This window comes from Aequorivita marina (genome assembly GCF_031631895.2).
GTDB classification, from domain to species: domain Bacteria; phylum Bacteroidota; class Bacteroidia; order Flavobacteriales; family Flavobacteriaceae; genus Aequorivita; species Aequorivita marina.
Window position 1 is genome coordinate 1 of sequence record NZ_JAVMBW020000013.1, and the last position, 26,426, is coordinate 26,426.

The 26,426-nt window shown below is 37.8% G+C and carries 24 protein-coding genes; 9 read left to right on the forward strand and 15 right to left on the reverse strand.

The features are described from left to right. Positions 1-672 (forward strand): T9SS type B sorting domain-containing protein (locus QPK98_RS12375; protein ID WP_310993774.1); only part of this gene is annotated, 672 nt, incomplete at its 5' end. A 636-nt stretch (positions 673-1,308) separates the two neighbouring features. On the opposite strand, the gene QPK98_RS12380 is transcribed toward QPK98_RS12375, so the two are convergent. The 6 genes from QPK98_RS12380 to QPK98_RS12405 all read right to left on the reverse strand — a co-directional run bounded on the left by QPK98_RS12380 (position 1,309) and on the right by QPK98_RS12405 (position 7,555). Continuing rightward, the gene (locus QPK98_RS12380; RefSeq protein ID WP_310993775.1) at positions 1,309-2,310 is read right to left on the reverse strand and encodes an SDR family oxidoreductase; all 1,002 of its coding nucleotides are present in this window, start codon (positions 2,308-2,310) and stop codon (positions 1,309-1,311) included. Positions 2,311-2,368: 58 nt separating this feature from the next. Next, the gene (locus tag QPK98_RS12385) at positions 2,369-2,641 is read right to left on the reverse strand and encodes a GIY-YIG nuclease family protein (protein WP_310993881.1); all 273 of its coding nucleotides are present in this window, start codon (positions 2,639-2,641) and stop codon (positions 2,369-2,371) included. 597 nt (positions 2,642-3,238) lie between these two features. Beyond that, positions 3,239-4,624, reverse strand: a complete 1,386-nt coding sequence (locus tag QPK98_RS12390) for a nucleotide sugar dehydrogenase (RefSeq protein ID WP_310993776.1) — start codon at positions 4,622-4,624, stop codon at positions 3,239-3,241. Between the two features lie 357 nt (positions 4,625-4,981). Continuing rightward, a complete protein-coding gene (locus tag QPK98_RS12395; RefSeq protein WP_310993777.1) occupies positions 4,982-5,557 on the reverse strand; it encodes a YceI family protein in 576 nt (191 codons plus the stop codon). 67 nt (positions 5,558-5,624) lie between these two features. Continuing rightward, positions 5,625-6,920 (reverse strand): hypothetical protein, encoded by a 1,296-nt coding sequence (locus QPK98_RS12400; protein WP_310993778.1) that lies wholly within the window; start codon positions 6,918-6,920, stop codon positions 5,625-5,627. 47 nt (positions 6,921-6,967) lie between these two features. Then, positions 6,968-7,555, reverse strand: a complete 588-nt coding sequence (locus QPK98_RS12405; protein ID WP_310993779.1) for a YceI family protein — start codon at positions 7,553-7,555, stop codon at positions 6,968-6,970. Between the two features lie 308 nt (positions 7,556-7,863). Between QPK98_RS12405 and QPK98_RS12410 the strand changes: the two genes are divergently transcribed. Further along, positions 7,864-9,507, forward strand: a complete 1,644-nt coding sequence (locus QPK98_RS12410; RefSeq protein WP_310993780.1) for an acyl-CoA carboxylase subunit beta — start codon at positions 7,864-7,866, stop codon at positions 9,505-9,507. A gap of 334 nt (positions 9,508-9,841) precedes the next feature. Here the strand turns inward: QPK98_RS12410 and QPK98_RS12415 are convergent, their stop codons facing one another. From QPK98_RS12415 to menA, 5 genes are all read right to left on the reverse strand, one after another. After that, a complete protein-coding gene (locus tag QPK98_RS12415) occupies positions 9,842-10,909 on the reverse strand; it encodes an AMP-binding protein (protein WP_310993781.1) in 1,068 nt (355 codons plus the stop codon). Between the two features lie 8 nt (positions 10,910-10,917). Continuing rightward, a complete protein-coding gene (locus QPK98_RS12420; RefSeq protein WP_310993782.1) occupies positions 10,918-11,901 on the reverse strand; it encodes a CPBP family intramembrane glutamic endopeptidase in 984 nt (327 codons plus the stop codon). A 53-nt stretch (positions 11,902-11,954) separates the two neighbouring features. Further along, positions 11,955-12,989, reverse strand: a complete 1,035-nt coding sequence (locus QPK98_RS12425) for an o-succinylbenzoate synthase (protein WP_310993783.1) — start codon at positions 12,987-12,989, stop codon at positions 11,955-11,957. A 76-nt stretch (positions 12,990-13,065) separates the two neighbouring features. Continuing rightward, the gene (locus QPK98_RS12430) at positions 13,066-13,746 is read right to left on the reverse strand and encodes a metal-dependent hydrolase (RefSeq protein WP_310993784.1); all 681 of its coding nucleotides are present in this window, start codon (positions 13,744-13,746) and stop codon (positions 13,066-13,068) included. Between the two features lie 25 nt (positions 13,747-13,771). Further along, the gene (gene menA / locus QPK98_RS12435) at positions 13,772-14,674 is read right to left on the reverse strand and encodes a 1,4-dihydroxy-2-naphthoate octaprenyltransferase (protein WP_310993785.1); all 903 of its coding nucleotides are present in this window, start codon (positions 14,672-14,674) and stop codon (positions 13,772-13,774) included. Positions 14,675-14,833: 159 nt separating this feature from the next. Here menA and QPK98_RS12440 point away from each other — a divergent pair, with 159 nt between their 5' ends. Further along, entirely contained in the window at positions 14,834-15,211 is a 378-nt protein-coding gene (locus QPK98_RS12440) for a DoxX family protein (RefSeq protein WP_310993786.1), read from the forward strand. Between the two features lie 38 nt (positions 15,212-15,249). On the opposite strand, the gene holA is transcribed toward QPK98_RS12440, so the two are convergent. After that, a complete protein-coding gene (gene holA / locus QPK98_RS12445) occupies positions 15,250-16,254 on the reverse strand; it encodes a DNA polymerase III subunit delta (protein ID WP_310993787.1) in 1,005 nt (334 codons plus the stop codon). Between the two features lie 95 nt (positions 16,255-16,349). Between holA and QPK98_RS12450 the strand changes: the two genes are divergently transcribed. The 4 genes from QPK98_RS12450 to QPK98_RS12465 all read left to right on the forward strand — a co-directional run bounded on the left by QPK98_RS12450 (position 16,350) and on the right by QPK98_RS12465 (position 19,297). Beyond that, positions 16,350-16,790, forward strand: coding sequence for a type I restriction enzyme HsdR N-terminal domain-containing protein (locus QPK98_RS12450; RefSeq protein WP_310993788.1), 441 nt, complete (start codon positions 16,350-16,352; stop codon positions 16,788-16,790). 75 nt (positions 16,791-16,865) lie between these two features. Continuing rightward, entirely contained in the window at positions 16,866-17,858 is a 993-nt protein-coding gene (locus QPK98_RS12455; protein WP_310993789.1) for a glycosyltransferase family 2 protein, read from the forward strand. 100 nt (positions 17,859-17,958) lie between these two features. Continuing rightward, a complete protein-coding gene (locus QPK98_RS12460) occupies positions 17,959-18,819 on the forward strand; it encodes an OmpA/MotB family protein (RefSeq protein WP_310993790.1) in 861 nt (286 codons plus the stop codon). Between the two features lie 139 nt (positions 18,820-18,958). Beyond that, positions 18,959-19,297, forward strand: a complete 339-nt coding sequence (locus QPK98_RS12465) for a hypothetical protein (protein ID WP_310993791.1) — start codon at positions 18,959-18,961, stop codon at positions 19,295-19,297. Positions 19,298-19,377: 80 nt separating this feature from the next. Here QPK98_RS12465 and QPK98_RS12470 read toward each other — a convergent pair whose 3' ends face one another. Continuing rightward, positions 19,378-19,995: an L-threonylcarbamoyladenylate synthase gene (locus QPK98_RS12470; RefSeq protein WP_310993792.1), complete on the reverse strand. Its 618-nt coding sequence runs from the start codon at positions 19,993-19,995 to the stop codon at positions 19,378-19,380. Between the two features lie 114 nt (positions 19,996-20,109). On the opposite strand from QPK98_RS12470, the gene QPK98_RS12475 reads away from it, so the two are divergent. Then, positions 20,110-20,985, forward strand: a complete 876-nt coding sequence (locus QPK98_RS12475) for an alpha/beta hydrolase (protein ID WP_310993793.1) — start codon at positions 20,110-20,112, stop codon at positions 20,983-20,985. 39 nt (positions 20,986-21,024) lie between these two features. Here QPK98_RS12475 and QPK98_RS12480 read toward each other — a convergent pair whose 3' ends face one another. Together QPK98_RS12480 and QPK98_RS12485 are read right to left on the reverse strand one after the other, a co-directional pair. Continuing rightward, positions 21,025-23,343: an ATP-dependent helicase gene (locus QPK98_RS12480; protein WP_310993794.1), complete on the reverse strand. Its 2,319-nt coding sequence runs from the start codon at positions 23,341-23,343 to the stop codon at positions 21,025-21,027. A 259-nt stretch (positions 23,344-23,602) separates the two neighbouring features. After that, the gene (locus QPK98_RS12485; RefSeq protein ID WP_310993795.1) at positions 23,603-24,499 is read right to left on the reverse strand and encodes a hypothetical protein; all 897 of its coding nucleotides are present in this window, start codon (positions 24,497-24,499) and stop codon (positions 23,603-23,605) included. A gap of 249 nt (positions 24,500-24,748) precedes the next feature. Here QPK98_RS12485 and QPK98_RS12490 point away from each other — a divergent pair, with 249 nt between their 5' ends. Continuing rightward, positions 24,749-26,365 (forward strand): FMN-binding glutamate synthase family protein, encoded by a 1,617-nt coding sequence (locus QPK98_RS12490; protein ID WP_310993796.1) that lies wholly within the window; start codon positions 24,749-24,751, stop codon positions 26,363-26,365. Positions 26,366-26,426: the final 61 nt, after the last annotated feature.

Here is a 26,426-nt window from a genome sequence, read left to right on the forward strand (position 1 = left end):
CCGGTAATTGACACCGGCCTAGATCCAGCGCTGTTCACCTTTGTATGGGAACTGGATGGGGTAATCATCCCTGGAGAGACCGGTCCCTCGATTATTGTGATGCAGGGTGGGGAATACACGGTAACCTATACCAGTATTGAATCTGGCTGCTCCAACAGTATCAGTACCACGGTAACAATCTCTTCACCGCCCTTGATTTATGAGGCCAACGTGGTGAGTGCCGCCTTTGCCGACAGCCATACCATTGAGGTCACCGTTAGTGGCAACGGCGACTATGAGTACCAGCTGGACGACGGCCCGTTTCAGGACAGCCCAATCTTTGAAAATGTGTCTCCTGGAACGCACACCATTACCGTACGCGACAAAGGAGGTTGCGGCAGGGTGACCATAGTAGTGGGGGTGATAGACTACCCACCTTTCTTTACACCTAATGAAGACGGCTATCACGACACCTGGAACATCATTGGCATTGGTACGGGCGACCCCCAAGCCAAGATCTATATTTTTGACCGCTTCGGGAAACTACTCAAGCAGCTTAGCCCACTGGGCCCAGGATGGGATGGCACCTACAACGGCAATCCGCTACCCTCGAGCGACTACTGGTTCCGCGTGGAGTACCAGGAGAACGGACAATCCCGCGAGTTCAAAGGACACTTTACGCTAAAACGATAAGACTAAGGTGTTTTAAAAAAACAGGAAAGCTTTATTCAAAATCATTAACGTCGGACAAAGACGAACGACCGCTTTAAGAAATACGACTTACGATTAGAATTGTAATAGCTTGAAATTAGGTTAATTTCATTTTATATACTTTCAAAATGTTTCTATTTAGATACCGTCCAAAAAAGTGTGTCTGTATAGTAAAAACAATCATCCCAACTTATAGATTTGAAGTTTTGAGAAACTTTAAAAATATAGAGAGATGATTGAATTAATAAAAGTACAATTACAAGGGAGCATAAACAATTTATTGCTCCAAGAAAATGGTTTAACAACGGTTCTAGATCACAAAAGCATCTAAGGAAGAATAGCAACAATTACAAATTATAGTAAAGTGTCAGTTTTATTCGAGCGTATAGGTGTTGGTTTTAAAAATTCTTGAGGGCCTTTGGTTATGCAAGTTCAAATAATCATAAAGTGAGTAAGAGCAACCAAAACAAGAAACTTCAAAGAAAATCAAGTGCTGTACTTCGTTGGTTGTCGATGAAATCGAAGTGCAAATATTTCAACACAAAAAATCATAGCGGTTTAGAACTGGAATGAGACCAAGGTTCACCAAACATCTCTTTAAAAATGTAAGCTACGAACCTATTCCCCTAAATTTTCCCAATACCACTTTACGGCTTCACCTAAACCGGCATCAATGGCGTGCGTAGGCTTATACCCTAAAAGACTTTTTGCCTTTTCTACGGAAGCAAGGGAGTGTGGAATATCTCCTTTTCGGTTTGGACCGTGCTCAATTGCAACATCTTTAATTTTATTATCAAAATTTCCAAGGTGCTTTTTAAGAAGTTCGGTAAGTTCCAATAAGGTAGTTCTATCTCCTACCGCTGTGTTATAAACCTGATTTAAGGCGGCTTCATTTTCTGTTGTTAAAGACAGTAAATTCATTTGCACTACGTTATCTATATATGTAAAATCGCGAGAGTAAGTACCGTCTCCATTGATAACTGGGCTTTTGTGCTTCATAAACTGTTTTACAAAAAGCGGAATTACTGCTGCATAAGCACCATTTGGATCTTGTCTTCTACCAAACACATTAAAATAACGCAACCCAACAGTGTCCAAATTGTAAGTGGTGTTAAATATTTCGGCATAAAGCTCATTTACATATTTGGTAATGGCATAAGGAGACAACGGCTTTCCTATCTTGTCCTCAACTTTTGGCAAAGCTTCACTATCACCATATGTAGAACTGCTTGCTGCATAAATAAAACGCTTTACACCTTTATCTCGGGCAGCAACCAACATATTTAAAAAACCTCCTACGTTTACATCGTTTGAAGTAATTGGATCGTTGATAGATCGTGGAACTGAGCCCAAGGCAGCTTGATGCAAAACAAAATCTTGATTTAAACAAGCTTCTTGACAGGTTTCTAAATCGCGAATATCACCTTCAATTAAAACAAAGTTTTCACGACTTAAAAATGGAGCGATATTATGCTTATGGCCTGTAGCGAAATTATCTAAGCAGGTAACATTTGCTTCAATACTTAAGAGTGCCTCACAAAGATTAGAGCCAATGAACCCGGCTCCTCCTGTTACTAGTACTCTTTTACCTTTTAATAATTTAAATTGTTCTAAACTCATAACTATTTTTCTTGACCTGTGAAATCCTGTTAAACAGAGCTTATGACTTCACAGTGATTTAATCTATAATGCTTTTAGTTTCACAGGACAGGTAAGATTTGAGGCGTTTCCCCAAATACATTTTTCCGTAATGTGTTTTTAAATATTTTTCTCTTCTTAATGCATCTTCTTGGGATAAACATCCTTCAAAATAAATCAGCTTTAAAGGTCTGCGGTATTTTGTAGAACTCACCTTCCCGTTTTGATGCGCCTCCAATCTTAATGGCAAATTAGATGTATAGCCGGTATATTTATTACCGTCCTTCTCACTTTTTAATATATATACATCAATCCTGTCCTAAATATTTAACCTATTCATTTTTTCCATTGATGAAAAAACGAACCAAAAAAATCTAGGCTTACGAAATTTTATCTAAATTTTTTGTTCGTCCCCTAAATTTTAGGAACTCGCCTTTAAATCCAGTGCTTTGATGATTATCTTTGCTGGCTCAAACAGCCTAAAATTTTACGGGAACTTCACTTCAAATTTTACGATAAATTTTCGATAGGCCAAAAAACAGGAATATTCAATTACAGACCCTTAATCTTCATATTATTCCTAAAGCCCTATTAAACAAAGGTTTTCAAAGGTTACCTTATGAACGTTTAGGACGCTATTATATATACATAATAAAAATCTTGCATTTTGCCATTATTTCACGGGTTGAACCCGGCTCCTCCTGTTACTAGTACTCTTTTACCGTTTAATAATTTAAATTGTTCTAAACTCATGACTATTTTTCTTGACCTGTGAAATCCTGTTAAACAGAGCTTATGACTTCACAGTGATTTAATCTATAATGCTTTTAGTTTCACAGGACAAACAAGATTTGAGGCGTTTCCCCAAATACATTTTTCCGTAATGTGTTTTATCCTGTAAATGGTTAAGTTAAAGCTTGGCAGTACTTTCTTTTAAAACTCCTTTAACGTCATAAACAATCGCCTTTTCCTTTTTATAAACATCGAGATCTAACTCTAAAAATTCATTGTGCGAAACGCCTAAAACAATTGCGTCAAACTTAGCTTCAGGCAAGGTATTCATGGTTTCTATACCGTATTCATGTTTAACTTCTTCTGGTTTGGCCCAAGGATCATAGGTAGTAACCTTAATTCCATATTCGCAAAGGGAGTGTACCACATCAACGATTTTTGTATTACGGACATCGGGACAGTTTTCCTTAAACGTAACGCCAAGTAAAAGTATTTCTGCATCCCCGATTGCAATTCCTTTTTTAATCATAGACTTTACCACCTGAGAAGCTACATATTCGCCCATAGAATCATTTAATCTTCTTCCAGCTAAAATAATTTCAGGGTGATAGCCACATTCCTGGGCTTTTTGTGCCAAATAATAAGGATCAACCCCAATGCAGTGCCCACCTACCAATCCAGGTTTAAAAGGTAAAAAGTTCCATTTGGTCCCTGCAGCTTTTAAAACTTCGTGGGTATCAATTTCAAGCAAGTTAAAGATTTTTGCTAGTTCATTTACAAAAGCAATATTAATGTCTCGCTGGGAGTTTTCAATAACTTTTGCAGCTTCTGCCACTTTTATACTAGGTGCTAGGTATGTGCCAGCTGTTATGACCGAAGCATATAACTTATTGATGGCTTCTCCCGAATCTGGTGTAGAGCCTGCTGTAATTTTTAATATTTTATCTACCGTATGCTTTTTGTCGCCTGGGTTAATTCGCTCTGGAGAGTACCCCACAAAAAAATCTTTATTGAATTGCAAACCACTCTCTCGCTCTAAGACAGGAACACATTCATCTTCCGTAACTCCAGGATATACCGTAGATTCATAAACTACCGTATCTCCTTTTTTAAGCACCTTCCCCACTGTTTCGCTTGCGGCGTACAATGGCGTAAGTACTGGACGGTGGTTTTTATCTACGGGAGTAGGAACCGTAACTATGTAGTAATTACAGCCTTGAATGTCCATCAAGTCGGTTGTACAAAACAAACCGTTCTTTACTTTTTCAGTCGTGTTTTCAGCATCTTTTCCCTCTGCTATATTCGCAAATACACCTACCGGGTTTGCCTGTAGGAGTACCTGCTGTAATTGCTCATCTTCCACTTCAAGGGTACTATCATGCCCCCCCTGCAGTTCATCTACCCTACCCTTATTTATATCAAAACCAACAACTGGATATTTTGTAGCAAAAAGTCGCGCTAAAGGTAGCCCTACGTATCCTAAACCAATAACTCCAATTTTTATGGACTTATCAACAGAGGCCTGATTGGAATTATTTTCAGAAGATGTTTCAATAGCTTTCATAGTATTTTATTGAGTTTTATTAATTTTCTAAAAAAATAATCTGCAACACAATATGACAATGCAAATTAGAATTTTAGTGCGGGCAAAGATAAAAATTCATATTTGTTAAAATACTAAATTTTTTCAGTTAAATGTTAATTCTTAGTTTATGGGTTTTTATCTTTTTGAAGCGGTAAAAAGAAAGCAACTTTCTCTCTAACGTCTTGAAAAGCCGAGAAATTTCGTTTTAAATATTCTTCGAGCCCCTGTTTTGTATAAAATTGAAGGGATAACGAAATTATTTGTCAGACGACAATAATTAATAAGCTTGGAAAGTGATACGCAGATAACGTCCAATTATGTTTTTTTCTTGGTTGCTTATAATTCTGCAATAAGATCAAAGTTTATATCAATATCTTTTTTGATCTTTATTAGGCCAAACATTTTTGAAGGTGGTTCAAGATTAAAATCGTTTATATTTAATTTTAAGGAACCAACGAACCGGTTTATGGGCGAAGAGAAAATAGCTACGGGAAGCGAATACTCTTTTTTAACTCCTGAAATAGTAATCAGCACCTTCGCTATGGCGCTTTCGTCTTTATTTAATGTTATTTTAGTTAGTTCTAAAACAATATTTGGATGCGCTTTAGTGTTAAGCATTTCATGGAAATCTTGATTAATCCCTTTATTTCCACAGTCAAAACCTTTGTTTTTTAAAAAAAGAACGGCATTCGTAAAACTGATATCGTTCCCGTTTCTTTGATATGCAACATCTCTATACTCTTCTAAGTATATGGTATTAAAACCGCAACCAAACTTACTAATGTTAGTGTCTCCATTTATTATGAGTTCGCTGCTGGCCAGAATTTGAACTTTTTTAGTTTCAAAATCAGGCTGCGACCAAGCATTTAAACAGAGCATTGTAGTAAAACAGAAAAGAAGGAGAGGGTTCATGGTTTTACAAATTTATAAAAGGTGGGGAAGTTTAGATTCCCCACCTTATTTTTTTACTGAAGTCTAATTAGAAGCTAATTACTGCCTCAAATACAACTCCGTTAAACTTACCACCATTTCTTAAATCGTCTGTGTTGAATCCGTTATACTTCTGATTTACATATTCTAGTTTGGCAAGAACATTATTTGTCATAAACCATCCTGCAGAAAGGTTAAATCTTGAAATATCTACATCTGTTCCGCCAGGCATTTCGCCATCTACATAGTTGTAACGACCGCCAACAAATATGTTTTCATCATTTCCAAAACGGTAAACAAGCTCAGCTGCATATTGGTTAAAACTTCGTGTATCAAGTTCGGCATCTGCTTTTCCAGAAGCTCTTTCATAAGTTCCGAAGAATTCAAGACCTTGATATTTCACATACGGGTTTACCATAAAAGAGGTAAGCTCATTTCTTAACCCAGGGTTAAAACGACCTGATGTAAAGTTATTTTTCGCAGAAGCACCTTCAGCCTCCATTACTAGGTAATATCTTGAACCTGCCCTATCTGCGTTATACAAATATGCGTTTGCACTTTTGTTTGTATGATATACCGAACCTGTTAACCTAAACCGTAAATCGTCACTGATATTAGTTTCATATCCTAATTTTGCCAAAAAAGAAGGGTCGGTAGTACCAGGTTTATCTACAGATTGGTTTAACTTACCGTTTGTAGCTCCAATCATACCAATAAATCCTTTCTTAAAGTAATACACCTCTGCTCCTACTTCAGTAGTAAATGCATCCATAATTAAGTTGCCTACAAATGGATTGTAAATTGCCTGTGCATTATCTGATCGCCTAAAGTGAGCATCGCCATAATTATTCTCCATATGGCCTATTTTTATTCTAAGATCCTTCATTAGATCTTCCATAAAACCTTCACTTACAAAGTCTAGTTTATCAATTTGAATATACCCTCCCTTAACGTAAGGCTCTGGGTGATGACGTGAAGATAAGTATGTTCTTAAGTGCATACTTATTCCATCATATAGCTGAACATCTAAATCTAAATTCGCGGTAGGCAAGTTAAAGTTATCGCCAAGTTCAATTAATGAAACAGGATTACCATCTGTATCTATAGGTGTTCCCGTACTTTCATGGTCTAAGGCTTGAAATTGAATTGCGAATGCTCCCCCAATACGTACCTTAACGCCATCAAAAGATGTGGCGGTGTCTTTTTTAGCCTCAAACTGTTCAATACCGCGTTTATCACGAAATCTAAAATCATCTAAATCTCTTGAGTCTTTTTCTTGTGAAATTGCCTGGAAGCCAAACAGCACTATCATTGCTGCACTGACATAATTAATTGTTTTTTTCATGTTATTGTTTTTAATGATTGAATGTTTTATTAAAAATTCGTTAGATATTATTTTTTAAAACTTGATTGAAATATTACGTCAATTGCGTCGCCAGTGGTAATGGTTCCAAACAATGCTTTTGGAGGATCTACATTAAAGTCAGTCATTTTGATGTTCTTTGTTCCTGTCAATGAAATTTTAGATGCCCCAATCTCCATAGTAAAAGTTATGTTTATTGGTTTGGTTGTTCCAGCAATTGTAAGGTCTCCCGTAGCAGATACTTTACAGCTATTTGCTGCGCAATTAATACTGTTTACATCATTGAGTTTAAATACTATTTGCTTGTACTCTTTTGTATCTAAAGCCTTATAAGTATTCTTGTCCATTGCAGACTTTCCACTCTTTAGGCTTTCAGCAGTTACCGTGAAATCTAACTGTTTAATTTCGCTGAGTTTTCCATCTTCAAAATCTGCCACTAGCGTTCCTTGTTGATTTTCTGCAACAATCTGCCAATCGTGAAGATTTGATGTGCCATCGATTTTTAATGACGAAGTTTCATTGTCTAAATGGTAGGTTTGAGCCACAACAATTTGTGTGGTTAAAACCAATATTAATAGACTTGCAAATACTAATTTTACTTGTTTTAAAGTTCTCATAATCTACCTTTTTAATTCTAATCAAAGATAAATGTTGATTCCCATGTACGTTATGACAATTATCAGTAAACAAAGGTGTTTCCAAAGAAAAACGAAGAAACAAAAAAAGATTTTATGGTCTTTTTAAGTTTTATAAAAAGTACATTTCCCGATGACAAAAAATCATATAAACGCCGTTTTCTGTTTCTCCTTATCGCTGCCTCCTATTTTTAAAAAATCTCACTTTTCACTAAATTTTTAAGATTTTAAGTCCATTAGCAAAAGGAGTTCGTAGCATTTCGTATTTTAGCGCAAACAATATTATTTCAATGGATTTAGACTTCAACAAAAACGAAGACCACAACAAACTTTTGGTTTCAGAATTACGAAACAAACTTGCCAAAGTAAAACTTGGTGGCGGCCAAAAAAGAATAGACAAACAACATTCAAAAGGAAAGCTTACCGCTCGGGAACGCATAGATTATCTTCTAGACCCTAAAAAACCGAGTATTGAAATAGGAGCTTTTGCCGGCGAAGGAATGTATGAGGAGCACGGTGGCGCCCCAGGTGGTGGCGTAGTAGTGAAAATTGGTTATGTAAAAGGAAAGCAATGTATTGTAGTTGCCAATGATGCAACCGTAAAGGCGGGAGCATGGTTTCCTATTACTGCGAAAAAAAATCTTCGCGCCCAGGAAATCGCTATTGAAAACCGATTGCCCATTATCTATCTGGTGGATAGCGCCGGGGTTTACCTGCCTATGCAAGACGAGATATTCCCCGATAAGGAGCACTTTGGAAGAATTTTTAGAAACAACGCCGTAATGAGCAGCATGGGTATTACCCAAATTGCAGCCGTTATGGGTAGTTGTGTTGCAGGCGGAGCTTACCTACCTATAATGAGCGACGAAGCACTTATTGTTGATAAAACAGGAAGCATCTTTCTTGCTGGTAGTTATTTGGTGAAAGCTGCAATAGGCGAAAGTATTGACAATGAAACACTAGGCGGCGCTACAACCCACTCTGAGGTAAGCGGCGTTACTGATTATAAGGCCAAGGATGATAAGGACGCCTTAGACAAAATAAAGAATATCTTTTCTAAAATTGGCGATTACGACAAAGCTGGTTTCAATCGTGAAAAGGCTGCAAAACCTAAGGAAAACCAGGAAGACATTTATGGACTAGTCCCGAAATCGCGTGCCGAGCAATACGACATGCGGGAGATTATAAAGCGCCTTGTTGATGATAGTGAGTTTGATGAGTACAAGGAAGGTTATGGTCAAACCATACTAACTGGATATGCACGAATAGATGGCTGGGCTGTAGGGATTGTAGCAAACCAGCGCACCTTGGTAAAAACTACAAAAGCAAAAACTAAACCTAGCGAAATGCAGTTTGGAGGCGTTATATACAGCGATAGCGCAGATAAGGCCACGCGGTTTATAGCAAATTGCAACCAAAAGAAAATTCCACTCGTGTTTTTACAAGACGTGACCGGGTTTATGGTAGGCAGTAAAAGCGAACACGGAGGCATTATTAAAGACGGCGCCAAAATGGTAAATGCCGTTAGTAATAGTGTGGTTCCCAAGTTCACCATTGTTATAGGAAACAGCTACGGTGCCGGTAATTACGCCATGTGCGGGAAAGCTTATGACCCACGATTGATAGTAGCATGGCCAAGTGCCGAACTTGCCGTAATGAGCGGAAACAGCGCTGCAAAAGTATTGCTGCAAATTGAAACAGCTTCTCTAAAAAAGCAAGGCAAGAAGATTTCTGAAGAAGAGGAAACCAAACTTTATGAAAAAATCAAAGCGCGATACGACGAGCAGATTTCTCCTTATTATGCCGCTTCCCGAATTTGGACCGATGCAGTGATTGACCCATTAGACACACGAAAATGGATTTCTATGGGGATTGAAGCCGCAAACCATTCGCCTATTGAAAAACCATTTAACATGGGCGTGCTCCAAGTTTAAATTGATGATAATTTTTATTGTTTTATAGTCGTGTCCGACTAAGATATAAGACGTAAGACTTGCTTTTTAATAGATTGAAAACTAGATAAAATTGATTAAACATACTTTTTAATCGATAAATTTTGATGCTAAGTATAATAGCATGCTGCCATTAAATAAAAAATATTCTAATTGCCTATTATCTGTGACTCAACAAATTTTCTCACTCTTTTAATCGGACACTAATGATTGTTTTAAAAAAAACCCTTTTGGTTATTTCTATAACTAAAAGGGTTTTTTAAACAATTAAAGTATATGCTTCTGTAGCCACATTTAGTAGCTAAGTCTAAGTCCTCTAGCTTTTTATCACCTTTTTTAAAGTATCGCCCCGTTTTATTTTTCCTGTATCGGTATAAGCAAACTGTTGTAGGGTGTATATTTTTTTAGGTTTTTCATAAGTAGAAAGGGCTTGAAGCGCTTCAGAGAAATCTTGCAACAGCAGTTGTTCCTCAGCCTCAACTAGTAAGATAACTTGCTCTCCTAGTGCATCGTTCTTTTCTGAAGCGATAAAAAACGGTTTATTGATGTAAGGCGAGAGTTTTGTTTCTACGGCTTCGGGATGTATTTTTATGCCTCCACTATTGATTACATTGTCAATTCTTCCCAAAAACTTAAAAGAAGTTGGCGAAAGAAGCTCAACCACATCATTGGTTACGACTGCAGCCTCAGAAATTTCTGGCGCGTTTATTATTAAACATCCGGTTTCAGTTAAAGCGAAATCAACTTTTGGAAGCGCAGAGAAAACATCCGATTTCTCCTTTCCGTTTATAGGTCGTACTGCAATATGACTTATGGTTTCAGTCATGCCATAGGTTGCAAAAATACTTGTTGATAGCGACTGCAATTCTGCTTCCAATTGCCAAGGAACAGCACCGCCACCAACAATCAGCTTTTTTACTTTGTGTAATTCTGCTAAGGAATGCAACACCTGATAGGGCACCATCGCGGTAAAATCAAACGGTGAATCATTTCTTTTTAACGGATTCTTTTCAGGAGCGGCAGTGTACAAATTCCAGCCTGCTATCATTGCCCTAACCAACATCATTTTTCCCGCAATATATTCCGAAGGCATACACAGCAAAGCCTTTGTTCCCTCCAATAATTTAAAGTAGGTTACAGTTGCCGAGGCACTGTTATACATGTTTTTTTTATGAAGTTTAATGGTTTTTGGTGTACCTGTAGAACCCGAGGTTTTCACCTTGACAAAATCGGAATCGTTAAGCCATTCTAAGATAAAGTTTCCGATGGCTACATCATCATTTTCTCCATTTTCAACTAAAATAGCCGCATGTTTTCTTAAAATTTCTTCTGAAGCAAAATTCTTGCCGTTCAGTTTAAAGTGAAGATTTAAAAAAGATTCCAATATGCTTACTATTTAGTGTTCTCTTCGGTAATTTCAATAGGAGCTTCACTTGGTTCAGCTTCCAAAAGCGGGGGTTCCACTTTTCCAAAGAGTTTTTGTCCCCAGTTTTTCCACTTGTAGCGATAAGCCATGATAAGCAAAAAAATAGGGTAAAGAATAAGTACAGGAGCTACTACATCAAAACCAGCTGAAGGTTCTGAGATATCCTTAAAAATGGAATGGGTTTTAAATACCGTCCAATCGGCAGTTACCAGTACTGCGGTAATCAGGTTGTTTCCTGCATGAAAACCTAATGCGAGTTCCATACCTTCGTCCATTAAGGTCATAATTCCCAAGAAAAAACCCGTACCTATATAGTAGATCATAATTACATTCCCCAACTTATCCACTTCCGGATTTGCAAGGTGAAGTGCCCCAAAGACCACCGAAGTTATTATTAATGGCAGCCATCTGTTTTTTGCCAACACCCCAATACCCTGCATCAAATACCCGCGGAATAAATATTCTTCAAAACTAGTTTGCAATGGAATCATAATAATGGCTATAACAGCAAGGATAATAAAAGGAACCAACTCGAATTGCAGTTCATAATTTTCGGGATTGCTGTTGTAATCTATAAGGGTGACTACAAGCGTGGTAATTGTTATAAGGCCAAACCCAAAAAGCACCCGTCCCCAGTCTATTTTTTTACGGGAAGTTGTTAAAGCCACAAACCCTTGTTTATGAAGAAACCGGACCACCAAATATACTGCCAAAAGGCCGACAGCAAAACTGAGCAACATCAAAAACAGGGTTAGGTTGGAATCTAAAACGGTCATCAAAACACTCTGATCCTGTAGTGACTCTATATTTCCGCCATCTGTAAATACTTTAAGGGCTACGGCTACAATTAAGGGGATTGTACCTATCTGGCTGGCGATAAAAATAATTATAAACCCTACTAAATAGCGCCACCATTCGTGTAGGGATTTAAAGGCTTGTTGAATATACATTTTTAGAGATTAGATTAAATGTGAGAAATGAGACGTTAACTATATTAAAAAATTTAAACCTTAAAATCCCAATCATGGTTGGGGTTGTAATGAAGTGCTCCGTTAGAAACTTCCAACGGACTTTCAATATTGTTGGTATAAAGACTGCCTGTGCCCAAACCCTGCGGCAATTTACTGCTTTTTGTGAAAGTAAACTGCGAAATCGCATTCAAACCAATATTACTTTCTAAAGCAGAAGTTATCCACCAGCCTGCATTATGACTTTCTGAAAGACGTATCCAAGAGTCACTTCCACGAAAACCGCCAATCAGAGATGGTTTTAAAATGATATACTGCGGATTTATTGTAGTCATCAATTTATGTTTTTCTTCTTCTGAAAAAACCCCAATTAACTCTTCGTCTAAAGCGATTGGTAAAGGAGTATCTTCACATAATCGAGCCATTTCCTGCCATTGACCTTGTTTAATAGGTTGTTCTATAGAGTGCAGCTCAAGATCGGAAAGTACTTTTAGTTTTTCCAGCGCCTCTCTTCGTGAAAAAGCCCCATTGGCATCAACCCGTAATTCTACTTCAGAAACTGAAAACTCGTTCCGAATAGACTTCAGCAATTCCAACTCGGTTTTAAAGTCGATTGCTCCAATCTTCATTTTGATACAGCTAAAACCCTGCTTCAGTTTTTCAGCAATCTGATCTTTCATAAAAGCTTTATCGCCCATCCAAACCAAACCGTTAATTGCTATTTGCTCCTCTCCCCTAGTAAAACCTGAAGGATACAAAACAAACGAATTTTTGGACTGAAGCGATTTAAAAGCTGTTTCAAGACCAAATTGAATTGCGGGAAACTCGGTTAAGGCATGGTATAGCTTTTCTTCCCCTAACGAAATATTTTTACACACCCATTGCAATTTCTCTTCAAAATGAGGGGTATCATCTACGCTTAAGCCCCGCAACAGTCCGCATTCGCCCACTCCTGTAGCTTCGCCATTTTTAAGAATTAAAAAAAATGTTTCCTTAGTGTTCATCACACCACGGGAGGTTCCGCTGGGGCGTTTGAAGTCAAGAATGTGTTTTGTAAAATGTGCTGTCATGTTTCTATAAAGATTGCAAGAATACATAGCCTAGCAGCGTTAAAACATGCTTAGCTAGTAGCTTATCTTACCAGTTTTATAATTCGATACTCTCGCCAATTTCAAAAAGCATCAGGTCTTTTCCGGCTTCGTAGAATTTACGTTTTGCTGCTTTGTGGTCTATTTCTATGTACCCAAAGGTATCGTAATGTACGCCCATTACTTTGTCACATTCAACAAAATCACTGGCAATAATTGCATCGTCAACGCCCATCGTAAAATTATCGCCAATAGGAAGAATTGCTAAGTCTAGTTTTGTATAAAGCGGAATAAGTTTCATATCCATAGTTAGGGCAGTGTCTCCAGCAACATAAATGTTTTTGTGTTCACCTTCAATCACGAAGCCACCTGGTTGTCCTCCATAGCTGCCATCGGGGAAGCTACTGGTATGGTGGGCGGTAACATATTTAACTTTACCAAACTCAAAACTCCAGCTTCCACCATGGTTCATAGGGTGGACTTCAATTCCCTTTGCTTCGTAATGGTTGGCTATTTCAAAATTACTCACAATTATGGCATCCGTATTTTTTGCAATGGCTTCCGCATCTAACGTATGGTCTTGATGGGCATGGGTTAGCAGAATATAGTCAGCCTTAAGATTGTTGATATCAATTTTGTCCTTGGCCAGATCGTTTCCGCTGATAAATGGATCTATAAGAATGTTTTTTCCTTTTATCTCAAGCCCTAGACAGTTTTGTCCGTAATATGTAATCTTCATAATTTATTTTTCTTTAAATATAAAATTAAAACCACGCCGATGCAAAAAATAAGACGGAAAACAGAAAAGTGCTCAAGGCAACCTTTTTCAATTCAGGGTCTAAAAGTGGCGGAGAAGTATTTAATTTTACTGTTTTTAAATGAATAAACAACGGGATAAATGCCAGTAGCGGCAGGTATTGAAACAAGGTTACTTCTTTGAGAATAAAGTAGGCAAGGGCGAGGCCAAAAGCTGCTACTAAAAGAAAGTAATGGTAGGTTTTCACCTTCGTTCCACCCAATAAAACGGCAAGTGTATTTTTATTGACGTTGGCATCTGCCAAGCGATCGCGCATATTGTTCAAATTAAGCACGGCTGTACTCAAAAAACCAATTACCAATGCGGGCAATAGGATATATCCGTTTAGGTTTTTCGCAAATAAAAAATAAGCTCCCATAACGCCTAACAGCCCAAAAAAGACAAAGACAAAAACATCGCCTAAGGCTCGGTAACCATAGGCTGTTTTACCCACGGTATAGGTTATGGCGGCAACAATTGCGGCTATTCCCAAAATCAAAAACAAGGTAGAATGCAAAAAATTATCACCTCCAAAGGCTACATAAATCAACCAACAGGCAATTAACAAGGTAATGATAGTAGTAATTACCATTCCAACTTTCAAATCTTTGGCAGATAAGGCACCACTTTGCATGGCACGCATGGGCCCAACGCGTTCGTGGTTATCGGTTCCTTTTACGCCATCGCCATAATCATTGGCAAAATTGGACAGGATCTGAAACCCTAAAGTTGTGGCTAAGGCCAATAAAAAAATGGACCAAGAAAAAACAGCTGTCTCCTTGGCGGCAGCTCCTGCAGTAACAATTCCGGCAATAGATAATGGTAAGGTACGCAATCTGGCAGCAGAAACCCAAGCCTTAAGTTTTGTCATTTCTTTTTTTTTTAGCGGCACAAAAATACATTATTAAAAAGAGCCGTTCCAATTTATACTACATTATCAGTATAATTTAGAGTTTAAAATAATAGCGGCATTCAATCCTGTATATAATCTTTTTTTATCTTCGCTTTACTCAAGACTAAAAATGATTTTATGAAAACCTCAAACACCTATAACTTTGCCCTGCTTTTTCTTCGCGTAGGTTTTAGCGGCATGATGCTTACGCATGGCATACCAAAACTATTAAAATTAGCATCGGGAGATTTTTCCTTTGTAGACCCAATAGGCATTGGCGCACCTGCATCGCTGGTTTTAGCTGTACTCTGCGAGGTAGTTTTCCCAGTTTTAATAATCATTGGTTTCAAAACCAGACTTGCGAGCATACCTGTACTAATCACAATGGCTATTGCCGCATTTGCCCATCACGCCAACGATGCTTTTGGCGTCAAGGAAAAAGCAATTTTATACTTAATTGGCTTTATTACAATTGCACTATTAGGGGCTGGCAGGTATTCGGCAGACAGAAAATAAGTTTACTGGGTAATTACAGCTAGCTGAATTTTAAGGGTTTAGTTGAAAATTTTAACCAACAGCTCTTTTAGTAGATCACCTTGCGAAAGATTTGCAGCGTCCACACCTTTGCCTTTCATATCAACTTCTCGAATTACCGCAATAATGGCACTCACTTTTTTCATGGGGTAGTTGCCAGCTGCGGTTTGATAATCTTTAATAAAATATGGGTGAACCCCCAAAGCTTTGGCTGCATTGCCCTTGTTTGAAAGCGCGTGATATTTAAGCAGTTTGGAAAAGAAGCTATACAGCAAAGCCACGGTTACCACCAAGGGGTTGTTTTTTGGGTTTTGAGAAAAATACTGAATAATAGCAAAGGCTTTTTTTACATCTCTGGCACCAATGGCATTCTGAAGCTCAAAATTATTAAAGTCTTTACTAATACCGATGTTTTCCTCAATTACCTCTGGTGTAATTTGCTGCCCAGGCTTTAAAATGAGCTGTAGTTTTTCAAGTTCATTATTTATCTTACTGAGGTCGTTTCCTAAAAACTCAACCAGCATCTGCGCTCCCTTAGGGCTTATGGTATACCCTTTTCCTGCCAAAACACGTTTAATCCAGTCTGGCACCTTATCTTCATAAAGTTTTTTGCTTTCAAAAACTACTCCAGTTTTGGCAATAGCTTTAGCCAGTTTTTTTCGCTTATCAAGCGTTTTATATTTATAGCAAAGCACCAAAACAGTTGTAGGTTGAGGCTCTTTTGCATAACTCACCAAGTTTTCAATAGTTCGGGAAAGATCCTGAGCTTCCTTAACAATAACCACCTGTTTTTCGGCCATCATGGGGTAGCGTTTTGCATTGCTAATAATGTCCTCAATAGAAACATCGCGCCCATACAGCACCATTTGGTTAAAGCCCTTTTCTTCCTCAGACAAAACAGATTTTTCAATAAAATTAGAAATACCATCAATGTAATACGGTTCTTCCCCCATTAAAAAATAAATGGGTTTGGTCTTTCCGTTTTTAATCTCGGTGATGATGGATTTTACTTTGTCTAGCGGCATGAAAAGATGTTTCTCGTTTTTGGTTTCTCGTTTCTAGTTTGGTATTTGTTTGAAATTTGGTGTTTGGTGTTTGGAATTTCAGTGATATTTGTATCATGATAAAGCTGAACTTCCCAGATTATTCATTTCGCTTCAAAAGTAGCGAAAATAAAACATTGGTTTTTGATGAAATACGAAAAAAATTCGTCGTCCTCACACCAGAGGAATGGGTTCGATTGCATACGGTTCAGTTTCTTATTCAGGAAAAAAAATATCCAAAAAGCCTTATTAATGTTGAAAAACAGCTCAAATTAAACAAAACCACCAAACGCTATGATGTAGTGATTTACAATAGCGATGGCAGCATCTTTTTGATTGTGGAATGTAAAGCTCCTTCAATAAAAATCTCCCAACTCACTTTTGATCAAATAGCCCGGTATAATCTCGCGTTAAAAAGTGAATTTTTAATGGTAACCAATGGGCTGGATCACTATTTCTGTAGAATGGATTACGAAAACGAGCGCTACATATTTTTAAGAGAACTTCCTGACCGATAAAAACCAATACCATACAAACAATATAGAGCGCTACCTTTTATATTGAAACATCAACTTTTTAATTAAATTTGCCCCGTGAAAGTCGCAGTCGTCATTCTTAATTGGAACGGAAAGGAGTTATTAGAGAAGTTCCTTCCTTCGGTGGTTGGGTTTTCAGATGAGGCCAATGTATATGTGGCTGACAATGCTTCAACCGACAATTCAATTTCTTTTATTTCCGAACACTTCCCATCGGTAAAAATCATTAAGAACAAGGTGAATGGCGGTTATGCAAAAGGATATAACGACGCTCTAAAAACGCTATCGGAAACAATATTCGTACTACTCAATAGCGATGTAGCTGTAACCAAAAACTGGTTAAACCCTATACTTTCAGAATTCAAAAAAGACCCCTCAGTTGTTGCCGCTCAACCAAAAATATTAGACTATAAAAACACCTCATACTTTGAATATGCCGGTGCAGCTGGCGGATTCATCGATAAATACGGATATCCGTATTGCAGAGGAAGAGTCTTCAATACCTTAGAAAAAGATACTGGGCAATACAATGATGTTACCCCCATATTTTGGGCTTCTGGAGCCTGCCTATTTGTAAAAGCGGAAGCCTTTTGGGAAGCCGGTGGCCTGGACGAAGATTACTTTGCGCATCAGGAAGAAATTGATCTCTGTTGGCGATTACAGGCCGGAGGCGGGAAAGTTATGTATGTAGGAAAATCTGAAGTGTATCATGTTGGAGGTGCTACTTTGGCTAGTTTAAATCCTAAAAAAACATTTTTCAATTTTCGAAACTCCCTTTTAAACTTGTTGAAAAATGCTGGCGGAGCAAAGGCGTACGCGGCTATATTTATGAGATTGGTCTTAGATGGCGCTGCTGCCTTTCAATTTTTATTTCAGGGGAAGCCCAAACATTTTTTAGCGATTCTAAAAGCGCATTTCAGTTTCTACGGCTTTATTCCAAAATTTATAAAAAAACGAAAGAAAAACGCATCACATTTTAGGTATTTTACAGTAAAATCTATTATATATCAGTATTTTATACGAAAAAATAAATTTTTCAATCAGTTATAACCTAAAGTATTGTTAATCGTTTTTAGACTCCTTCGGATTTTAATAATTTTGACCGACAATTTTGAGATACACAATCTAATTTATAACACTTTCAAATATTATGAAGAAAATATTGATTCTAGCCATGTGTTCAGGTTTAGTTTTTACTTCTTGCGTTTCCAAGAAAAAATATGCCGAGCTTGAAACCAAACAACAAAACACACAAGATTTGTTAAATACCGCAACCGTTAAATTAAACGATTGCCTTGCTGAAAGAGCGGCGGCTACTGCCCGTGCTACCCAACTTGAGGAGCGTTTGGCAGATATGAAAAAGACCAATGCAGATTTAATTCAAAGTTCGAAAGATCTTACGATGTTGACGTCTAAAGGGGCTACCAATCTTGAAAAATCTTTAGAAAGCCTTAAAGAGAAAGATCTTAAAATTTCGCGCTTACAAGATGCCTTAAACAAAAAAGACAGTGTAACGCTTGCATTGGTAACGAGTCTTAAGAAAGAAGTAGGAATCAATGACCCAGACATTGAAGTAAGTGTTGAAAAAGGCGTTGTTTATATTTCCCTTTCAGATAAAGTTTTATTTAAAACCGGAAGCTACCAAATCTCTGGAAGAGCTAAAGAAATTTTAGCAAAAGTTGCAAAGGTAATTAACGGAAAACCAGACTTTGAAGCAATGGTTGAAGGGCACACAGATAATGTACCTTACGGTAAAAGAGGAGCTTTACTTGACAATTGGGACTTAAGTGTTAAACGTGCTACCTCTATTGTAAGAGCACTTCAGGATCTTGGTATTGAACCAGAAAGATTGGTTGCTGCCGGTCGTGGGGAGTACAACCCATTGGTACCAAACACCACTGCCGAAAACAGAGCTAAAAACAGAAGAACTCGTATCTTAGTGCTACCAAAAATTGACCAGTTCTACGATATGATTGAAAAAGAAATGAAAAACCTAGAAGCAGGTAACTAATTCTTATAACTATATTACACAATCAACCCGGTCTTAACGATCGGGTTTTTTTATTGCTTTTTGTAAAATTTAAAAGAACTTATACAAAAGCTTTTCGTATCTTAGTAGGGAAATCAATCAATTAAAGGCTACTATAAAAATGAACGAATTTAATACCAACTGGACCCACGAAGAGTTAAAGGGATATATATTATTGTATTGTGCCCATGCAGATTTTAATGTTTCATCAGAAGAAAAAGAATATATTAAATCTAAAGTAGGCGAAGAGAAGTACAGGCAAATTCGCAAAGAGTTTGAAGAGGATAATGACTACCAGCAAATTCAAAAAATACACAGCACCATAGAGCGACTTGAGTATTCAAAAGAAGAAATTGACGAAGCCTTTCAAAGTATAAAAAAGTTATTTTTATCAGACGGCGAAATGGATATTTTGGAGCAAAATCTTTACCGCGGGCTAAAACATCTGCTTAAAAAATAAAAGTACAAAAAAGGGAAGAAATTATTTTCTGAAAAACAACTAACGGTGTAACCTATAAAATCAACCGTATTTTCTAGCTTTTACAGTTCTAAGCTTCCTTTTCCTTCACGAATTACTTCAGGCTCACTTCCCGTAAGGTCAATTACTGTAGAAGCAATATTGCCTCCATAACCTCCATCAATTACCAAATCCACCCGGTCTCCCCATTTTTCAAGAATAAGCTCCGGATCTGTAGTGTATTCAATAACCTCATCTTCATCTTTTATGGAAGTAGAAATTATGGGGTTGCCCAATTCCTGGACGATTGCCCTTGCAATTGCATTATCAGGAACACGGATACCTACCTCTTTTTTCTTTTTAAATACCGTTGGCAGATTGTTATTACCCGGAAGAATAAAGGTGTAAGGTCCTGGCAGGTTTCGCTTTAGTAATTTAAATGTTGGCGAATCTATTTGCCTAACATAATCACTTAGGTTGCTCAAATCTTCACAGATAAACGAGAAGTTTGCTTTTGCCAATTTTACGCCGCGCAATTGGGCAACACGCTCTAAGGCTCGATTATTTTTAATGTCGCAACCTAGTGCATATACGGTATCGCTAGGGAAAATAATGACTCCCCCATCACGCAATATTTTCACTACCCGTTTAATTTCCTTCGGACTGGGATTCTCTTCGTAAATCTTAATAAATTCAGCCATAGCGTAATCTTTATTTTAAATATAATTCATTTTTTCAAAAAAACCAACACAATATAGTTCTATTGAATCATAAACAGCAGAAAACCTCGTTATAAAATAGAACAAGCTTTCAATATGAAAAAACTACTGCTTCCATTTCTGATAATAGCCATTCAATTTGGCCTTACATCCTGTTCTAAAGATACTGATTCCGTTATAGAGGAGACAGTTACTGAAGCGGAAACTTTTTTAGACGTGTCCTACGGTGCCCATCCAGCGGAAACATACGATTTGTACTTACCCAAAAATCGGGCTACTGATAAAACAAAGGTAATAGCCTTGGTACATGGTGGCGGCTGGACTACAGGAGACAAAGACGATGTGGCCCTCTACATTCCATACCTTCAGCAAAAACACCCTGATTATGCAATTGTAAATATAAATTATGTATTGGCAGATGAAAACACACCGGCATTTCCAAATCAAATTTTAAACATAGCAGCGGTTTTAGACAAATTGACCGATGAGAAAAAGGAACTGCAGATTCTCCCCGAATTTGCCCTTATTGGTGTAAGTGCAGGTGCGCATCTTTCTTTATTATACGATTATGTATATGACGCCGATGACCACGTAAAGCTGGTCGCCGATATTGTAGGCCCAACAGATTTTACCGACCCCAATTATACGCCAAGCACAGATTTACCCACCTTAATAGCGCTAATGGTTGATGAAAGTGCTTATCCACCAGGAACTAATTATGTTGAAGTTTTAAGCCCGGCATTACAAGTATCTACAGTTAGTAGCCCAAGCCTACTTTTCTATGGCAATGCAGACCCCTTGGTACCACTTTCTAATGCTATAACCTTAAACGAAGCATTAAACACCCATGAAATAGACCATAATTTTAATGTCTATGAAGGCGGTCATGCCAACTGGGCCACAAATGATGTTGACGATATGCTGAACCAAATAAGCGATTATATTAATCGTTATTTAGAAATAGAAAAATAATCGCAACCTTCTAAGTAGTTTCGGAAACCATCGAAAACCTTACTCCAGCACTTTTAGTTTAGCAAAACGAAGCAACAGCTTTTTTAAGCCTCCATTTTCAAAATTTATTTCGGCTTTTGTATCTGCGCCTACGCCTTCAATTTTACGGATTTCTCCTTTGCCAAAACGCACGTGTTCAACCATTGTGCCCACGTTTAAATTAGCATCTTCGGCATTAAAATTTTTATCGGTTTTGCTAGTCACAGGTTTTAATCTTCGCAATTTACGAAGCTGCTCTTCCGTAGGGCCCGATGGTGGTTTCCCCGCAACAGGCTTTTTCAATCGGAGTTTACTTTTATCAACATCGTCAAAAATATCGGCATCTAGCAAGGGTTTATAGCGGTTTTCGGTAATAGGAGTTAGGTATTCCAAAAAGCTCTCGTCTATCTCTTCAATAAATCTACTGGGTTCGGCATCTATCAATTTCCCCCATCGGTAGCGACTTTGGGTGTAAGTTAGGTAGGCTTGTTTTTCTGCGCGGGTCAGGGCCACATAAAATAAGCGACGTTCCTCTTCCAGCTCGCTTCGCGTATTCATACTCATTCCGCTGGGGAATAGATCTTCCTCCAAACCTACAATATATACATAAGGAAACTCCAAGCCTTTTGCCAAGTGCACCGTCATTAATGCTACGCGGTCATCATCTCCCTTGTCGTTGTCTAAATCTGTAGCTAAGGCAACGTCTTCCATAAATTCTGAAAGGGAACCGGTGGCGTCAGCAATCTCCTTTTGTTCTTCAACAAAATCGCGCATTCCGTTTAGCAATTCCTCAATATTTTCCATGCGGGCTATGCCTTCAGGCGTTCCATCTTTTTTCAACTCCTGGAGCAATCCGGTTTTCTTTGAAACATGTTCGGCTATCTGGAAAACATCATAGTTGGCATTCAAAACCTGAAAACTCTCAATCATCCTTACAAAATCCTTCAATTTACCCTTGGTTCTAGAATTAACCTTCAGGTCTATTTTATCAATATGCTTCATGACTTCAAACATGGAGCGATTATAGTGATTTGAAGCAATAATTAAACGTTCCATTGTAGTTGCGCCAATGCCACGTGAAGGATAGTTAATAACCCGTTTTAGCGCCTCTTCATCTTTTGGGTTTAACAGCAATCGCAAATAGGCCAATACATCTTTAATTTCTTTACGCTGGTAAAAACTGAGGCCACCATAAATACGGTAAGGAATGTCTTTTTTCCGTAATGCATCTTCTATAGCTCGACTCTGTGCATTGGTGCGGTATAGAATTGCAAAATCCCCATCCTTTAGTTGATGGTTCATTTTATTTTCAAAGATGGAGCTAGCTACAAACCGGCCTTCATCACCATCTGTCATCGTTCTGTTAACTAGAATCTTGCTTCCTTCATCATTTTCAGTCCAAACCTCCTTTTCCAGTCGCGTTTTATTTTTTTCGATAACCGTATTTGCGGCATTTACAATGTTTTTTGTAGAGCGGTAATTCTGTTCTAGTCGAAACACTTTTACCTCATCATAATCTTTTTGAAAATTCAAGATGTTATTGATGTTTGCACCACGGAAGGCATAAATACTCTGTGCATCGTCACCCACTACACAAATATTTTGAAATTTATCTGATAGCGCACGAACAATCAAGTATTGACTGTGGTTGGTATCTTGGTACTCATCAACCAAGATGTAGCGAAACCGATTTTGATATTTTGCCAATACATCTGGAAACCGCGTTAAAAGCTCGTTGGTTTTAAGCAGTAAATCGTCAAAATCCATTGCTCCAGCCTTAAAACACTTATCTACATAGGCTTGATAAATATCGCCCATACGTGGCATTTTTGCCATAGCATCGGCCTCCATTAACTCTGCATTGTTAAAATATGCCTTTACAGTTATCAAGCTGTTTTTATAAGAAGAAATCCGTGAATACACTTTCTTATATTTATAAATGTCTTTATCCAGACGCATTTCTTTAATTACGGCACGAATAACACTTTGGGAATCCTGCGTGTCATAAATTGTAAAATTTGAAGGATACCCCAATCTATCAGCCTCATAACGAAGAATTTTAGCAAAAATACTATGAAAGGTTCCCATCCAAAGATTCTTTGCCTCGCTTGAGCCTACAATTTTTGAAATACGGCTCTTCATCTCTCGGGCAGCCTTATTGGTAAATGTTAAGGCCAAAATATTAAACGGATCTACCCCTTGAGACATTAAGTACGCTATCCGAAATGTGAGCACTCTTGTTTTTCCCGATCCCGCACCAGCAATCACAATCATCGCCCCATCTTTTTGTAGCACTGGTGCGCGTTGTGCTTCATTTAATTGTTGTAAATAGTTTTCCAAAATCTTAAACTTTAAAAGTTGTGAAATTAGCCATTATCACGCTCTTTTGCTCAAAAAATCGACCTAATTTATAAACAAAATTGACCTTAGTTTTTAAGAGTTAGCACTTGTTTCTGTAGAAAAACAAATTTTAACAGAAGCAGCAGAAACTACAGCCTTGCTTAAAGCGATTGAGAAAGCATAGAAGTAAAAATTTATAGTGCTAATCACTTACTAAAGAAACCGAAGAAAATTAAAGACTGAACTATCTAAAGAACATTCAATCTTGTAACAATAGTGGAAATGGTTTCTTTTTCCAACTTCCATCAGCCTCTCGAACTGCATATTGATACGTTCCAGCTTCTACAAAAGCAGGGTTAAACTCGTAATGCGCAAGCTCTAGCTTAAACCCTTTAGCATAAAAATGGGTAAGCGTTTGGTGTTTTCCAAAAAAACCAATAAAGTCTAAGGCCCCAACAGGCAGTTGGATATCGCCTTCCAACTTATTAAAACCATAAATTTGATATGAATTTACAGGTATCACCTCAGTAAAATACGTGCGTTGTGTACCGCTCATTTTACTAAACTCCCATTTGTACTCCGCTCCTACTATAGCCGCTCCGTCAACCGTACTGTGTGCATCCAAGGCTTTTGTTTTTCCAGTTAGCTTTATTGAAACGTACTGGTCTGAAATGGGATACGAAGCATTTTCGTTATAAGATTCTGGATTGGCAACCCAATGTACGTATTGAGAGCCTATGGTCTGGGCGCCATGGCCATCGCTTCCTAAAAAATAATAATTCCCTAAGGTGTCACTTACCACAAAATCAATCATTTCGTCATTGGGCATATACATTAACTGACCGTTATCGGGGTTGTGATAGATCCAAAAATCTTTTAGTTCTTGTTCTTCATTTTGGTACTTATAGATAAATGCATGACTAAAATATAGTGTTTGCGCAGGGTCGTATTCAAGGTGGTTTGCTTCTTCAACAAATTCGGTTTCAGTAGCATCATATTTTGATTCCGTTTCGGTAGCATTGTAATCCACTTGATCCGGGTTTTCCGCTACTATAGCTTTGGAAGTGCTTTCTTCAAGCTCATCATTAGGTTTAGTTTTACAACCCAAAAGCATAAAAACAAGTATTATAATATATGGGAAAACTGCTTTCATCATTTTAATTTTCACAAGTTTAAGCATTATTTATCACTTTTAAAGGGCTGCGTCTTCCTATAAATCGTCATGGATTATTTCGCAGAAAAAGCGCATTTGATTCATATATAGAAAACCAAGCCCTTAATTTCATCTTAAAAAACCACTTCTTTTAAAGTGAAAATGACTGTATCATAAATTTAGGCCAAAACCCTACTTCAAGATGCTTCTATTTAAGAATAATTTTAAATATCTTTATAAAAATTTCAATTTATGAACGAGATTCTTTCTTTCCTAGGGCAAATTCCGTGGTGGGCTTGGATATTAATTGTCCTACTGCTTATTGCTATACGCGATGTTTTTTTTAACAAATATCACGCTGTAAGTCATAATTTTCCAATTGTGGGGCACATTCGCTATATGCTTGAAAGTATTGGCCCAGAACTTCGTCAGTATATTGTGGCAAACAACCGGGAAGAGTTGCCCTTTAACCGTATTGAACGGGGTTGGATTTACGCTTCGGCAAAAAATCAAAACAATTATGAGGGTTTTGGAACAGACCGCGATATCTATGAACCTAACTATATTTTTATAAACAATTCGTTATTGCCCCATAAGGTTAAAAAAGACAATCCTAATTACAAAAACCCTTATTTTCTACCCTGCGCCAAGTTAATGGGTGGCTATAACAAGCGTCGCCGCCCATACCGTCCTACTTCTGTTATTAATGTTTCGGCCATGAGTTTTGGATCGCTTTCGGCAAGAGCGGTAGAGTCGCTAAATAAAGGCTGTGGACTTGCCTATGCATACCACAATACTGGAGAAGGCGGACTATCACCCTATCACAAAACTGGAGCCGATGTTGTTTTTCACTTTGGAACAGGATATTTTGGCGTTCGAGACGATGAAGGACAATTTTCCATGGAAAAAATGATTGATTTGGTCAAGGCCAATGATCAAATACGAGCCATAGAAATTAAACTTTCGCAAGGTGCTAAACCTGGAAAAGGAGGCGTGCTTCCCGGTGCCAAAATCACCGCAGAGATTGCTGAAATTAGGCATGTACCCTTGGGAAAAGACGTATTATCTCCACCCAGCCACTCTGCATTTAATGGCGTTAGCGAATTAATTGACTTTATTGAAAGTATTGCAGAAGCCACCGGTTTACCCGTTGGAATTAAATCTGCTGTGGGTCGTTTAAACGAATGGGAAGAGCTAGCTGAAACCATGAAAACAACCAATAAAGGCCCCGATTTTATAACCATTGATGGTGGTGAAGGTGGAACTGGTGCTTCTCCACCAAGTTTTGCAGATCACGTATCGTTGCCTTGGCTCTTTGGTTTTGCCGAAGTATATAAAATTTTTAAGAAACACGATCTTTGTAATCGCGTTGTTTTTATAGGAAGCGGTAAACTCGGTTTCCCTGCCCGTGCGGCCATGGCATTTTCTATGGGCGCCGATTTGGTAAACGTAGCCCGGGAAGCTATGATGAGTATTGGTTGTATTCAAGCGCAATTGTGCCACACCAATCGCTGCCCAAGTGGAGTTGCAACCCAAAGCAAATGGTTGCAACGTGGAATTAATATTGAAGATAAATCGGTAAGAGCGCATTTTTATTTTAAGAATTTCAGGAAAGAGCTTCTAGAGATGACCCATGCCTGTGGCTATGAACACCCATCGCAATTCACTATGGATGATGTTGATCTTACGGTAGGCGACAAAAATTTAATCAAAACCTTGTCTCAATCGTTTATGTATCACAAATGTGCAGTTCCGTTTGAAAGCATGAAACAGCTATCGCAATGTGAACACCTTGGCGGAAATTATCATGAAAAAGAAGCCAAAAAAGAAGTAAAAGCAATGAAGAAAGAGAATTTAGTTCGGTACTGATTTTTAAATAAATTAAATCTTGTCAATATTTTGAAAACTCTTAAGTTTGTTCACTTTTAAA